At 76.4% G+C, this 13,174-nt stretch carries 10 protein-coding genes and 1 riboswitch; of the genes, 3 read left to right on the top strand and 7 right to left on the bottom strand.

Features of this window, described 5'->3' with window-relative positions:
• Positions 1–60: 60 nt before the first annotated feature.
• The gene (gene fmt / locus ACSTA4_RS08475) at positions 61–996 is read right to left on the bottom strand and encodes a methionyl-tRNA formyltransferase (protein ID WP_444963066.1); all 936 of its coding nucleotides are present in this window, start codon (positions 994–996) and stop codon (positions 61–63) included.
• Positions 997–1,107: 111 nt separating this feature from the next.
• Between fmt and ACSTA4_RS08470 the strand changes: the two genes are divergently transcribed.
• On the top strand, positions 1,108–3,660 hold the full coding sequence (locus ACSTA4_RS08470) for a primosomal protein N' (RefSeq protein ID WP_444963065.1): 2,553 nt from the start codon (positions 1,108–1,110) through the stop codon (positions 3,658–3,660).
• Between the two features lie 206 nt (positions 3,661–3,866).
• Here ACSTA4_RS08470 and ACSTA4_RS08465 read toward each other — a convergent pair whose 3' ends face one another.
• The 6 genes from ACSTA4_RS08465 to ACSTA4_RS08440 all read right to left on the bottom strand — a co-directional run bounded on the left by ACSTA4_RS08465 (position 3,867) and on the right by ACSTA4_RS08440 (position 10,919).
• Complete coding sequence (locus ACSTA4_RS08465) at positions 3,867–4,406, bottom strand: DinB family protein (RefSeq protein ID WP_444963064.1); 540 nt, start codon at positions 4,404–4,406, stop codon at positions 3,867–3,869.
• Positions 4,397–5,104, bottom strand: a complete 708-nt coding sequence (locus ACSTA4_RS08460; RefSeq protein WP_444963063.1) for an SAM-dependent methyltransferase — start codon at positions 5,102–5,104, stop codon at positions 4,397–4,399. The genes ACSTA4_RS08465 and ACSTA4_RS08460 overlap by 10 nt, the downstream gene beginning before the upstream one ends.
• 595 nt (positions 5,105–5,699) lie before the next feature.
• Positions 5,700–8,303 (bottom strand): FtsX-like permease family protein, encoded by a 2,604-nt coding sequence (locus tag ACSTA4_RS08455; RefSeq protein ID WP_444963062.1) that lies wholly within the window; start codon positions 8,301–8,303, stop codon positions 5,700–5,702.
• Positions 8,300–9,115 (bottom strand): ABC transporter ATP-binding protein, encoded by an 816-nt coding sequence (locus ACSTA4_RS08450; protein ID WP_444963061.1) that lies wholly within the window; start codon positions 9,113–9,115, stop codon positions 8,300–8,302. Before ACSTA4_RS08450 ends, ACSTA4_RS08455 begins: the two co-directional genes overlap by 4 nt.
• Complete coding sequence (locus ACSTA4_RS08445) at positions 9,112–9,381, bottom strand: hypothetical protein (protein WP_444963060.1); 270 nt, start codon at positions 9,379–9,381, stop codon at positions 9,112–9,114. The genes ACSTA4_RS08450 and ACSTA4_RS08445 overlap by 4 nt, the downstream gene beginning before the upstream one ends.
• Before the next feature lie 188 nt (positions 9,382–9,569).
• The gene (locus ACSTA4_RS08440; RefSeq protein ID WP_444963059.1) at positions 9,570–10,919 is read right to left on the bottom strand and encodes an aminotransferase class V-fold PLP-dependent enzyme; all 1,350 of its coding nucleotides are present in this window, start codon (positions 10,917–10,919) and stop codon (positions 9,570–9,572) included.
• A gap of 61 nt (positions 10,920–10,980) precedes the next feature.
• A riboswitch (SAM riboswitch) is annotated at positions 10,981–11,095 on the bottom strand.
• A 214-nt stretch (positions 11,096–11,309) separates the two neighbouring features.
• Here ACSTA4_RS08440 and ACSTA4_RS08435 point away from each other — a divergent pair.
• A complete protein-coding gene (locus ACSTA4_RS08435) occupies positions 11,310–11,705 on the top strand; it encodes a DUF3870 domain-containing protein (protein ID WP_444963058.1) in 396 nt (131 codons plus the stop codon).
• A complete protein-coding gene (locus ACSTA4_RS08430) occupies positions 11,702–13,039 on the top strand; it encodes a CaiB/BaiF CoA transferase family protein (protein WP_444963057.1) in 1,338 nt (445 codons plus the stop codon). The genes ACSTA4_RS08435 and ACSTA4_RS08430 overlap by 4 nt, the downstream gene beginning before the upstream one ends.
• Positions 13,040–13,174 lie beyond the last annotated feature (135 nt).

Raw genomic sequence — 13,174 nt, 5'->3', positions numbered from 1 at the left:
GCCTCAACAAACCGGGGACGGGACCGGCGGGTTCACCCGCCAGGTCGAGACTACGGCAGCTCAGCGCCCCAGGCGGTCCTCGTCGTCGGGGCGCACGCCGCGCGCCCAGTCGACCGCGGCCATGGCACGCTTGCCCTGCGGCTGCACCTCGCCCAGGACGACCGGGTGGGTGGCGGTCCCGACCAGGACCCGCTTCTTGTCGGCGTGCAGCTGGCCGGGGTCGAGCGCGGGTGTGTCGGCGTCGGTGAGGGGGGTGACCGGCCCCACCTTGAGGCGGCCGCCGCGGAAGGTGGTCCAGGCGCCCGGGGCGGGGGTGCAGGCGCGGGCCGTGCGGTCCACGCGCAGGGCGGGGGCGGTGAAGTCGAGTTCGGCGTCCTCGGGGGTGAGCTTGGACGCGTAGGAGATTCCGTCGGCGGGCTGTTCGATCGGGCTGAGCCGGTCGGCGGCGATGCCGTCGATCGTGCGGACGAGGAGTTCGGCACCGGAGACGGAGAGCCGGTCGAGGAGTTCACCGCTGGTGTCGGTGGGGCGCACGGTCTCGGTGAGGGTGCCGTAGACGGGACCGGCGTCGAGTTCCTTGACGATCCGGAAGGTGGACGCACCGGTGATGTCGTCGCCGTGCAGGACCGCGTGCTGGACGGGGGCGGCGCCGCGCCATGCGGGGAGCAGGGAGAAGTGCAGGTTGACCCAGCCGTGGCGGGGGATGTCGAGCGCGGACTGGGGCAGCAGGGCGCCGTAGGCGACCACGGGGCAGCAGTCGGGGGCGATCCGCGCCAGACGCTCCAGGAACTCGGGGTCGCCCGCCTTGGCGGGCTTGAGGACCTCGATGCCCTCGCTCTCGGCGAGTTCGCCGACCGGGCTGGCGGAGACCTTCCGGCCGCGCCCGGAGCGGGCGTCGGGACGGGTGACCACGGCGGCGACCTCGTGGCCGGAGTCGATCAGTGCGCGCAGGGACGGTACCGCCACCTGCGGTGTTCCGGCAAAGACAAGCTTCAACGTGGGTTCCCCTCCACCGAGGTCTGTCGGTTCCCCAGTTCTACCAGTGGCGCCGGGCCGCGCCGCCCGGTGCGCGGGGCGGTGTCGCACGGTTCTGGTAGACAGAGGAGGATGACAGCGCAGCCCGGTCAGCCCGACGGGGTCCTCTTCGACCTTCCGGAACAGGAGAAGGCCACGGCTCGGGCGGCAAGCAGGTCCCGCCGCCCGGCCCCACGCGGGCCCGCCGAGCGGCTGCCCGTCGCGCGCGTGGTCGTGGACACCCCGCTGCCCCACCTGGACCGGTACTTCGACTACCGGGTGCCCGCCGACATGGACGAGGCGGCGGTGCCCGGCTGCCGGGTGAAGGTGCGGTTCAACAACCGCCAGCTGGGCGGCTTCCTGGCCGAGCGGGTGGAGACCTCGGAGTTCTCGGGGCGGCTGGCGTACCTGGAGGCGGTGGTCTCCCCCGAACCCGTGCTCACCCCCGAGATCCTGGGGCTGGCCCGCGCGGTCGCCGACCGCTACGCGGGCACGCTGAGCGACGTGCTGCGCCTGGCGGTGCCGCCCCGCCACGCCCGTGTGGAGAAGGAGGCGGCCAAGGCCGCGGAGGCAGCAGAGGCAGCGGGGGCCGACGCGTCTGCGGAGGCGACCGGGGTCGGTGCGGACCCGGCGACGTCAGGGTCCAGCGCACCCCCGGAGACAGCGGGGTCAGGTGCGGCCCCCGGAACGGCGGTGACCGGGGAGAACCCGGGCGGCACCCCCTCCGGGGCGGTCCCGAAGGCACCCGGGCAGGCCCCGCCCCCGGAGACCGGAGCGACCGGAGCGGGCCCGAACGACACCGCCTCGGGGGCGAGCGGGCCCGGCACGCCTCCGCAGGCGTCGGGAACCAGTGTGAATCCGGAGACAGCAGGGCCCAGCGCGGCCCCCGGGACGACGGCGACCGGTGAGAACCCGGGCGACACCCCGTCCGGAGCGGTCCCGCACAACACTCAGCCCGGGGCGGTCCCCGACACCGCGCCGAACGCCGCCGACGCCCCACGGGTGTCCGCAACCGTGACGGACACGCCCTCCGGTGCGGAAGCGGCACAGGATGCCGCCGGGGCGGACCCCGACCCCGACCCCGGCCCCTGGGCGGACTACCCCGAGGGTCCCTCGTTCCTGCGCGCGCTGCGCGCGGGCCAGCCCGCCCGCGCGGTGTGGAACGCCCTGCCCGGTACCGGGTGGGCGGACGCGGTGGCGGTCGCCGCCGCGCAGACCCTGGCCGCCGGGCGCGGCACCGTGATCGTGGTGCCCGACGGCCGCGACGTGCAGGCCGTCGACCACGCCCTGGAACAGCGCCTGGGCGGGGGCAGGTACGCGGCGCTCACCGCCGACCTCGGACCGGCCGAGCGCTACCGGCGCTGGCTGTCGGTGCTGCGCGGCGGGGTCCGGGTCGTGGTCGGCACGCGCGCGGCGGTGTTCGCGCCGGTGCGCGACCTGGGGCTGGTGGTGCTGTGGGACGACGGCGACGACGTGCACGCCGACCCGCACGCCCCCTACCCGCACGCGCGCACGGTGCTGTCGATGCGCGCGCACCGCGCCGGGGCAGGTGCCCTGATCGGCGGGCACACGCGCACCACCGACGCCCAGCTGCTGGTGGAGTCGGGGTGGGCGCACCCGCTGACCGCCGACCGGGCGACCCTGCGCCGCCGCGCGCCCGTGGTCCGGGCGGCCGGGGACGACCGGGAGCTGGCCCGCGACGAGGCGGCGCGGTCGGCGCGCATGCCGAGCGTGGCCCTGCGCGCGGCCCGCGAGGCCGCGCGGACCGGTCCGGTGCTCTTCCAGGTTCCGCGCCGGGGCTACCTGAACACGCTGGCCTGCGCCGGGTGCCGCGAGCCCGCGCGCTGCGACTCCTGCCGGGGCCCGCTTGCCGTGCGCGGTTCGCACGCCATGCCCTCGTGCGGCTGGTGCGGCCGGGTCGCCGGGCAGTGGGCGTGCCCGGAGTGCGGTGTCACCCGCATGCGCGCCGTGGTGGTGGGCGCCCGCCGCACCGCCGAGGAGCTGGGCCGGGCGTTCCCCTCGCTGACCGTGCGCACCTCGGGCCGCGAGGAGGTGCTGTCGCGGGTGGCGGACGCGCCGTCGCTGGTGGTGGCCACCCCGGGGGCCGAACCGGTGGCCGACAACGGGTACGCGGCGGCGGTCCTGCTGGACGGCTGGGCGCTGCTGAACCGGATGGACCTGCGCGCCTCGGAGGAGGCCCTGCGTCGCTGGCTGAACGCGGGCGCCCTGGTGCGGCCGGGCGGCACGGTGGTGGTGTCGGCCGACGCCTCACTGCCGGTGGTGCAGTCGTTCGTGCGGTGGGACCCGACGGGCTTCGCCGAGCGCGAGCTGGCCGAGCGCCGTGAGCTGGGGTTCCCCCCCGCGGTGGCGATGGCCTCGGTCACCGGCGCTCCCGAGCACGTGCGCGAACTGCTCGACCAGATCGAACTGCCCGAGGGCGCCGAACTCCTGGGGCCGGTGCCGGTGGGCGCGGACCGGGCGGTCGGCCCCGACGGCGCCCACCCCACCGAGCGGGCGCTGCTGCGGGTGCCCCGGGTCGGGGTGGGCGCGCTGTCCCGGTCGCTCAAGGTGGCGGCCTCGGCGCGCAGCGCGCGCCGCGACGAGCACCTGGCGCAGGTGCGGATGGACCCGCTGCACGTGGTCTAGGCGGTGTCGGGGCCGTCCGGGGGAGCATCGGGGCCCGCCCGTCCGAAAGTGTCACCGGTGTGACACACGGGGTCTGGTCCGCGGTGACCCTGTACTCGTGGCGGGTTCGAGCACCTCGGGGTCGGGCGGTCGTCGCGGCGGGGAACCTGTCGAGGGCCTCGGCCGGGGCAGCCCAGCCCGGGGTCCGACGGGAACGGCCGTTGGGCTCAGCGGCCGTACTGCGCGCGGTACAGGTCGCGCAGCGCGGCCACCTCCGCCGCGTGGTGGATGACCTCCCGGTTGACGTGGAGCACGAGGGCGACCATCGGGAAGTCCTCCCACTGGGGCGCCTCGGCGCCGCCCACCGGCGCGGCCAGGCCGCTCTCGTCCAGTTCCTGGACGTGCCCGGTCCAGGCGGTGTAGGCGTGGCGCAGCCGCTGCCGGGCCTCGGCGGCGGTCGCGGGCCAGTCGGCGTTCTCCCGCGTGGCGGTGCGGTCGCCGAAGTGCCAGTTGACGCGGGTCTCCAGGACCTCGACGACGATGTGCCCGAGCCGCCAGGCGATGGTGGTCACCGGCGGCGGTTCGGGTTCGGGGACGGCCGTGTCGGGCCGGTGGCGCCCGTCCGGTCCCTCGCGCACGGTCCAGGCCCCGGGCACCGGAGCCCAGTGGAATTCCTCGTCGGTGAGCCCCTCCAGGCGGGGCCACAGGGAGAAGTCCCAGTAGAACCGCAGCTGGGCCAGGACCTCTCCGGTCCAGTTCACCGCCACCCGCGCGCGCCTCCCCGGAGCCCGGGCGCGCGGCCCAGCCCCGCCAGGACGCCGGTGCCCGGGTCGGACACGTCCTCGTCCGGGTAGGGCCACCACCGCAGGTCGGCCACGCCCGGCTCGATGGGCTGGAAGGGGTCGAAGGCGCGCTCCACCGCGGCGCGGGGCGCCGGAGAGGTGAGGGCGAGGTAGCCGCCCCCGCGCATGAGGGCGTGCAGGGCGTCGATCCGGGCGGGCGGGTCGTCCGCGGTGAAGGGGCGGGTCATCAGAACGGCGACGGGCTCGTCGAAGTCGACGAGCCCGGAGGTGCCGAGGCGGCGCAGGAGCGTGTCCGTGCCGGAGCCGTCGCCGGAGAGTACGGAGGCCCCGGCGGTGGAGAGCATGCCCGCCGCGCCGTGCGGGGCGACGTGGACGACGGAGGCGTCGGGGGCGGCGGCGTGCACGCGCTCGGCGGTTCCGGGCACCGGACACCCCCAGTCGACGAACTGGCGCACGCCCGCGTCGACGGACAGGTAGTCGACCACGCGCCCCAGGAAGGCCTGGTGCAGGCGGGTGTGCTCGGCGTGCCGGGGGTCGGGGCGCACGCCCGCGCGGGAGCCGAGGTCGACCACACCGGGCCGCTGGCCGGGGACGGGCACGGACCCGCGTCCTCGGAACACGGCCGTGAGCCGACCCGTCTCGGGCCCTCGGACGTTGGTCACGTTCACGCTCCCCCAGCCGGTTCGCTCGCGGGAGGCAGACGCTCGGCGGGGCGGGCCGGTCGGGCCCGGACAGCGTCGCGCCATGCCGTCAGGGCCCGATGGTACCCCCTGTGAAAGTGATCCTCAGCACACACATGGGTGTTATGCGCCCTATTTCGCCCTTTGAGAACTCCTGGGGCGCAAGTGTTTCTGGTAAACGAACTCGGCCCCGCGGACGGGGAGCGTGCGTCACGCCACGCTCCCCCACGATTCCGGCAGGTCACCGCCCCGTGTTCCCGGGAAAGCCCTACGACACGGCCGGGTCATCCCGGAAAGCGCTTCTCTGCCGCGCTTCCCGGGAAACGGTCCCGGTCGGTGAGGGGATCCCCCGCGCCCCCGGCCGCCGGTCCCAAGGCGTCACACCCGACGGAGGCGACCGCCCTTCCGTCACGAGGACCTCTCCCGGGCGGAGGCCGCCCCAATCAGAAGGCCGCCCCCACCGGGAGGCCGCTCCCGGACGGAGACGGCTCCCAGACGGAGGCGGGTCCCGCGGGAACGCCACTCAGCGCGGAGGACCGCTCACGGGGGAAGCCCGTCAGGCCCCGGCCCCGGCGCGTCACCGGTCAGCGGTCAGCCTCCGCGCGGGCAACTCCGCGCACAGCCAGGACACCACCGCGACCACCAGCACGGTCGCGGGCAGCAGCCAGAGCGGGCCGCCGGGCCACGGGCGGCCCAGGAGCCCCATCCCCGCGAAGGCGAGCGGGACCGCCGAGGCCAGGACACCGGCGACGACCGCGCCGACCGCGACCAGGGCGGCCTCCCTGCGCAGGAGCGACCGGACCTGCGCGGGGGTCATGCCCACGGCGTGCAGCGCGTCCGTCTCCGCGCGGCGGCGCAGGGTCTGGGCGGACAGGCGGTTGGCCACCGAGAGCAGCACGTACCCCGCCAGACAGAGCAGCACCACGAGGTTGAGCACCGTGTTCGCCGCGAGCCCGCTCCCGGCCGCGTCCGGGGCGGTGTCGGCGACCACCACCCCCGGATGGGCCGAGGCCAGGCCGTCGAGGACCTCGCGCACCTCGGACTCCCGCCCGGGTTCGGCGAGCACCCGCAACTCGGCGGGCAGGTCCCCGGTCAGGTGTCCCCGGGCCAGGTCCCGCGAGACCAGGACCGGACCGAAACCGAGTTCGCGCTCGTACAGCGCGACCACCTCGGCGCTGACCTCGGCCCCGTCCCCCATGCGGAACGTCACCCTCTGCCCCGGCTCCGCTCCGAGGGAGCGCGCGGTCCGCGCGCCCAGCGCGACGGTGTCGCCGGTCAGCGCGCCCAGGTCGCCCTCGGTGACGCCCGCGTCGACGACCTCCGGAGCGCCCGGCCCCAGGACCAGCGCGGGCGTCTCCTGGTGCGCCACCCCCTCCTCGAACGGCAGCCCGGTGGTCCACACGAGGGCGGTCGGCGTGGCGGTGACGGCCGCTGCGACGGACGGGTCCTCCCGGACGGCCTCGGCCAGCCCCAGCGGAAGCCCGCCGAGCGCGGGCGCCGTCAGCGTGCTCGCGGCCAGCTCCCCGTCCTCGCGCTGCTCCGTCTGCGCGGCCAGCAGGGTGGTGTTGACGTAGCCCTGGCTGAGGGCGAAGGCCACCAGCATCGCCAGCGCGCTGACCGCACCCGCCACCCGGTGGGAGTGGCCGTGCAGGTTGCGCACCGCCAGCCAGGTCAGGGCGGAGGAGCGCGCGGGCAGACGGCGGCCGAGCGCCCCGCTCACCGCCCGCAGCAGGGCGGGGCCGACCAGGGCCAGCCCGACCACCGCGAGCAGGCCGGCCGAGGCCGGGGCGACCGCCGCCGTCTCGTCGCCCAGCACCAGCGCCGGGACCGACGCCCCCACCGAGGCCAGGAGCAGCGCCGCCCCCGTCCAGGTCCGCGCCCGGCCGGGAACGCGGGGCTCGGCCACGGACTCGGCGAGCGCGTCGGTGGGCGGCGCGGACGCGGTCCGGCCGACCGCGGCCAGCGAGGCCAGCCACACGGCGAGCACCATCAGCACCGCCGTGGCCAGGGCGGGCAGCGGTCCGAACACCGGCGGCAGACCCGGCGGCACGAGGCCCAGGGAGGCGAACCAGTCCAGCGCGACCCCGGCCAGCGGGTAGCCGCCGGCCACACCGAAGGGCAGGGCCGCCAGGGTGACGAGGAGGTTGGGGGCGGCGACCAGGCGGCGGACCTGCCGGGGCGTGGCGCCCACGGCCCGCAGGAGCGCCAGGTCGCGGCGCTGGGCGGCCACGGAGACCGACAGCGCTCCGGCGACGGTCAGGCCGATGGTCATCACCAGGACTCCGCTGAGTGAACCGGCCACCGCGACCAGGACACCGCGTGCGGCTCCGGCGGCCGGGGACTCGGCGTCGCCGATCCGGTCCCCGGTCAGCACGAGCGCGTCCTCGCCCGTCAGGGCCTCCTCCACCGCCCCGGTGAACCGCTCCGGCGACACACCGGGCGCGGCGCGCAGGCCCACCAGGTCCACGGTGCCCTCGCGCGGGCCCTCGGTGCGTCCGGCCAGGTCGGCGGCGGTTTCGTCGTCGAACAGGACCACGGTGGCGCCGGTGTCCAGCACCCCGGAGAGCCGGTGGTCGCCGGTGCGCCCCGCCGCGGTGACCCGCACCCGGTCGCCGACCCCGGCGCCGGCGGCCGAGGCCGTGGCGGCGTCCAGGACCACCTCCCCGGGCCCCCGCGGCGCCTCCCCCTCCGAGGGGGCGTCCTCCAGCAGCGCGGCGGAGGACCACCCGTGGCCGGTGCTGCGGGGATCGGCTCCCGTGGCGACCCCTTCCCCGGTGTGCACGGCGGCCGGGAACCCGACGTCTCCGACGGCGGCGCCGACCTCGGGCAGGGCGGCCAGCCGGGCGGTGAGGTCCTCGGGCAGTCCGGCCCGCTCGGGCAGGGGTAGGTCCAGGTCCTCGGCCTGCTCGACCGTCTGGGGTGCGGTGACCACGGCGTCCGCGCCCCGGAGGCGTTCGGCGGGGACCGACGAGCGCAGCCCGGTGTCGGCCAGCACGCCGCCGACGGTGACGAACGCCGATCCGCCCAGGACCGCGACGGCGACGGCGGCCAGCACTCCGGCACGGCCGCGCGCCAGCTTCAGCGCGAGGGGGCCGCGTCCGCCCACGAGGCCCTGGTCGCAGGCGGGACCGGAGCCAGAGGCCGAGCCGGAAGCCAGGCCCGGTCCGGGGGTCGCCGTCATCGGTCGGCCTCCGCCCCGGCCGTCTCCAGGGAGGCCAGGCGTCCGGCCAGGTCCGCCGCGGAGGGGGCGCGCAGGACGTCGGCGAGGCGGCCGTCGGCCATGACCGCGGTGGCGTGCGCCCTGGCGGCGGCCTTGGGGTCGTGGGTCACCATGACGACGGTCTGGCCGAGTTCGTCCACGACCTCCCGCAGCAGGCTCAGGACGCTGTCGGCGGTCGCACCGTCGAGCGCTCCGGTGGGCTCGTCCGCGAAGACGATGTCGGGCCGGGAGGCCAGGGCGCGCACGATCGCGATCCGCTGCTGCTGGCCGCCGGAGAGCTCCGTGGGCCGGTGGCGCAGCCGCCGCCCCACACCCGTCCGGTCGACGAGCGTACGCAGCCAGCCCTGGTCGGGGGTCCGTCCGGCCAGGCGCAGCGGCAGGGTGATGTTCTCCTCCGCGGTGAGCGTGGGCACCAGGTTGTAGGACTGGAACACGAAGCCGATCCGCTCGCGGCGGAACTCGGTGCGCCGGGGCTCGCGCAGGGAGCCGACGTCGGTGCCGCCCACCACCACCGAGCCCGAGGTGGGGCGGTCCATGCCGGACGCGCAGTTGAGCAGCGTGCTCTTGCCCGATCCGGACGGCCCCATGACGGCGAGGAAGGAGCCGCGGGGCACCCCCAGCGACACCCCGGCCAGGGCGGAGACGACGCCCTCGCCGTCGGAGTACACGCGGTGGACGTCGGTGAGCCGGACGGCCTCGCCGTCGGCGTCCGGACCGGCGGAACCCGGTGCGGTGGGGGCCGGTGCGGTGGCTGTCTCCTCCGCGCCCCTCACCGGTCGCCCCTGCGGACCAGGACGACCAGCGCGACGAGCGAGACCAGCGCCGCGAGTCCGAAGGCCGACCCGATCAGCTCGTGGCCGAGCAGGGACAGCGCGCCGTTGGCCGTGGCGGTCCCGGCGAGGACGACCCCGAGCAGGGCCAGCAGGGCCCGGCGGGCGGGTGTGCGCCGAGGTCGGGAGGGCGCGGGGGACGACTGCGGAACGGAGGGCGACGGGGCTCCGGCGATCGGAGCGTCGATGCGGTAGGGGTCGTCGGACACGGCTGCTCCCGGGGTTCGGTGGGTGACTGGACACGGCCGGTGTACCGCCCGCCGTGTCGTCTCCGACGCTACGGAGGCGCGGCCCGCCGAAACATCCCGCTCACCCGCCGACCGCTGCTACAGCCAGCTGTAGTGGCGCCCGACCGAACCCTTCCGGGCAGCCATCGCACCCGTTCCCGGGGCCGCCGTCAGAGCACCCGCGCGGGGTCGGGCACCGGGGCGAGGCGGCCGTCGCAGTCGGCGTACTCCCAGCGCGGTCCGCGGGCCACGAGCTCGGCGACCGCGCCGACGAGGCGGTCCACGTGCTCCCGCGTGGTGCCCACCCCCAGGCTCGCCCGCGCCGCCTGAGCGTGCCCCCGGGGCAGCAGGCGCCGGGTGAGCGGGTGGGCGCAGAACAGGCCGTCGCGCACCCCGATCCCGTACTCGGCGGACAGGGCCGCGGCCAGCAGGTCGGCGGGCAGGCCGTCCACGGTGAACGACACGATGCCCACCCGCGGGTGGTCCCCGCCCCACAGGGTCAGCTCGGTGACGCCGTCGACCGCCGTCAGCCCCGCGCGCAGCCGCTCCAGCAGCGCCGACTCGCGCACGTGCAGGAGTTCCTGGGTGGCGGGGGCGAGGGCGTCGCAGGCGGCGGCCAACGCCACGGCGCCCAGCACGTTGGGGCTGCCCGCCTCGTGCCGCGCGGGCAGGTCGTTCCACACCACGTCGTGCTCACCGACCAGCCGCGTGGCCCCGCCGCCGGACAGGTAGGGCGCGGCCTCGCGCAGCCAGTCGGCGCGGCCGGCCAGCACCCCGGAGCCGAAGGGGGCGTAGAGCTTGTGGGCGGACAGGGCGACGTAGTCGGCGCCGGTCCCCTCCAGGCTGAAGGGCAGGTGCGGCACGTACTGGGCGGCGTCCACGACCACGCGGGCGCCCTCGGCGTGGGCCGCCTCCACCAGTTCCTCCACCGGCCAGATCTCGCCGGTGACGTTGGAGGCGGCGGTCACGCACAGCAGGCGCGGGCCCTCGGGGGCCCCGCGCAGCGCGGCGGCCGCGGCCTCCACCGCCTCCTCGGGGGAGGCGGGCAGCGGCAGGCGCACCACCCGCCCGGCGCGGGCGGCGGGGTGCTCCCAGGGCAGCAGGCTGGCGTGGTGCTCGGACTCGAACACGACCACCGTGCAGCCCTCGGGCACCGAGCGGGCCAGCAGGTTGAGGGCGTCTGTGGTGCCGCGCACGAACACCACGGCGTCGGCGGGCCGGGAGCGCGCGCCCACGAAGCGGGCGACGCTGCGGCGGGCGCGCTCGTAGGCGTCGGTGCTGACCTGGGAGTGGTGGCCCGCGCCGCGGTGCACGCTGGCGTAGTAGGGCAGCGCGGCGGACAGGGCCTCGGCCACCGGGGTCAGGCACGGGGCGCTGGCCGCGTAGTCGAAGTTGGCGTACTCGACGCGTCCGCCGGTGACCAGGGGGACGCCCTCGTCGGAGGTGACGACGGTGCACGCGGCGGCGTCGGCCGGGGGCTCAGCGGAACGGGCGGCGTGGACGGGAACGGCAGTGGTCATGGAAGCACCTCTCCTGTGGGTCGTGGGACCCGCGGAGATGTCACTCCGGTAACGCCTCAGGGGTCCGCGCTTGTCCGACACGGTCGTGTCGGGACCTGGTCCTCACCCGGGGCACCCCACCGCGGTAGGAGGGTTGCCGACCAGCTAGCCGGGGCTTGACGCTGGTACTCGTGACCTGCGAGGCACACTAACACAGCCTTCCGACCCGCGGCAGGGGGAGGGGATGTGGCCCGGACCACCGAGCCGCTTGACAGCGGCGCGCGCGGTGGGGACATACTTGTGCCTGCCTGCCCTCACGCCGCGGGTGTCCGGTTTCTCCCGGCCGCCCTCCAGGCGCGAGACTCCAGAGCGTCGGAGTTTTCGCGTGCCCGTGAGCGAGAGGTGTGCACCTTGTACGGCGACGACCGTATCCAGCAGGTTCTGCGCAATCCCAGGGTCGTCCTGGTGTCCGGCTACGCCCGCCTGCCCGACTCGGTGGCGAGCCACTCCCAGTACCAGCGGCTCGGCGTCGTGCTGGCCGTGGACACCGCCGACGGGCGCGTCGTCGCCGCGGACACCACCCTGCTCACCGAGCTGGCCAGGGACTTCTTCCGCGCCCTGGTCGAGGGGGAGTCGGTGACCGGGGACGTCGCCGAACTGGTGCGACGGGTGCAGACCCGGTACGCGGGCCAGTCCGGCGCCGCGCTGACCACCGCCCTGCGCCGCTGCCTGGAGACCTACGTCCAGCTCCGGGAGGGCGACCAGTTGCCCGCGGACCCCGAGTCCGGGGAGGAGGCGCGGCCGTGACCGACGACCTGCGCGCGGACGGGACCCCCGCCGGAGCCCGGGCCGGAACCGGCGCCGAGGCCGGAAGCGGGGCCGAACCCCAGATCGGAACCGAGAGCGCGACCGGGGCCGCGCCGCTGCCGCTGGCGGGCGTGCGCGTCGCCGACCTGTCACGCGTGCTGGCCGGCCCCTACGCCACCATGCTGCTCGCCGACATGGGCGCCGAGGTGGTCAAGGTGGAACAGCCCGGGCGCGGCGACGACACCCGTTCCTGGGGCCCACCCTGGGCCGGGGAGGCCGGACCGGAGGGGCACGGCGAGGCCGCCTACTTCCTGTCGGTGAACCGCAACAAGCGCAGCCTCGCCGTGGACCTGAAAGACCCTGAGGGACTGGCCGCGGTCCGGGAGCTGTGCGCGGCCTCCGACGTGGTCGTCCAGAACTTCCGGCCCGGGGTCATCGACCGGCTCGGGCTCGGCTACGAGGCCGTCAGCGCCCGCAACCCGGCCGTCGTGTACTGCTCGGTGAGCGGGTTCGGGCCCGGGCACGAGCCCGCGACGCGCCCCGGCTTCGACATCGTGGTGCAGGCCGAGAGCGGGCTCATGGCCACCACGGGGCCCGCGGAGGGACCGGCGAGCAAGGTGGGCGTGGCCCTGACCGACGTGCTCACCGGGCTCAACGCCGCCGTGGGAATCCTGGGCGCGCTCATGCGGGCCCGCGTCACCGGGCGCGGCGAGAACATCAGCGTGTCGCTGATCAACTCCACCCTCTCCGGCCTGGTCAACCTCACCCAGCAGGCGCTGGTGACGGGGGCCGAACCCGCCCGGGTCGGCAACGCGCACACCACGATCGTGCCCTACCAGACCTTTCCGACCGCGGACGCCGAGATCGTCGTCGCCGCCGGGAACGACGCCCTGTACCAGCGGCTGTGCGCGGCCCTGGACCGCCCCGACCTGGGCGCGGACCCGCGCTACGCCACCAACCCCGGCCGGGTGGCGCACCGGGAGGAACTGGTCGGCGAACTGTCGGCGACCCTGCGCTCCCGACCCGCCGACCACTGGATGGAGCTGCTGGTGGGGGCCGGGGTGCCGGTGGGACGGGTGCGCGGAGTGCTCGACGCGCTGCGCACCGCCGACGCCAGCGGCGACGACGTCCTGCGCACCGTCAAGCACCCCACCGCCGGGTTGATCGAACAGGTCCGCGCGGGGTTCCGGCTGGAGGGCACCCCGCCCCCGCTCGGCGCGCCGCCGCTGCTGGGGCAGCACTCCCGGCAGATCCTGGCCGAACTCGGCGTGGACGGGGCCGACGTGGACGCGATGGTCGCGCGCGGCGCCGTCCAGCAGCCCGACCTGTCCTGAGGTCCCAGCGGACCGCACCGGATCCACCCGGCCGCGCCCCGGGGCCGTTCAGGGCCCCGCACCCGGTCCGCGGACCACCGCCCGTCCCTCCTCCGGGTCCCGCACCCGGATCCGAGGACACCGTCCACCTCCCGC

The sequence above is a fragment of the Nocardiopsis sp. M1B1 genome, assembly GCF_052466615.1.
This window is presented reverse-complemented; position numbering and strand designations above follow the sequence as displayed.

What these genes read in the sequence shown, in the direction of transcription:
- ACSTA4_RS08470 (WP_444963065.1), top strand. Translation starts at nt 1,108, where the DNA reads ATGACAGCGCAGCCCGGTCAGCCCGACGGGGTCCTCTTCGACCTTCCG.
- ACSTA4_RS08455 (WP_444963062.1), bottom strand. Translation starts at nt 8,303, where the DNA reads ATGACGGCGACCCCCGGACCGGGCCTGGCTTCCGGCTCGGCCTCTGGC.
- ACSTA4_RS08440 (WP_444963059.1), bottom strand. Translation starts at nt 10,919, where the DNA reads ATGACCACTGCCGTTCCCGTCCACGCCGCCCGTTCCGCTGAGCCCCCG.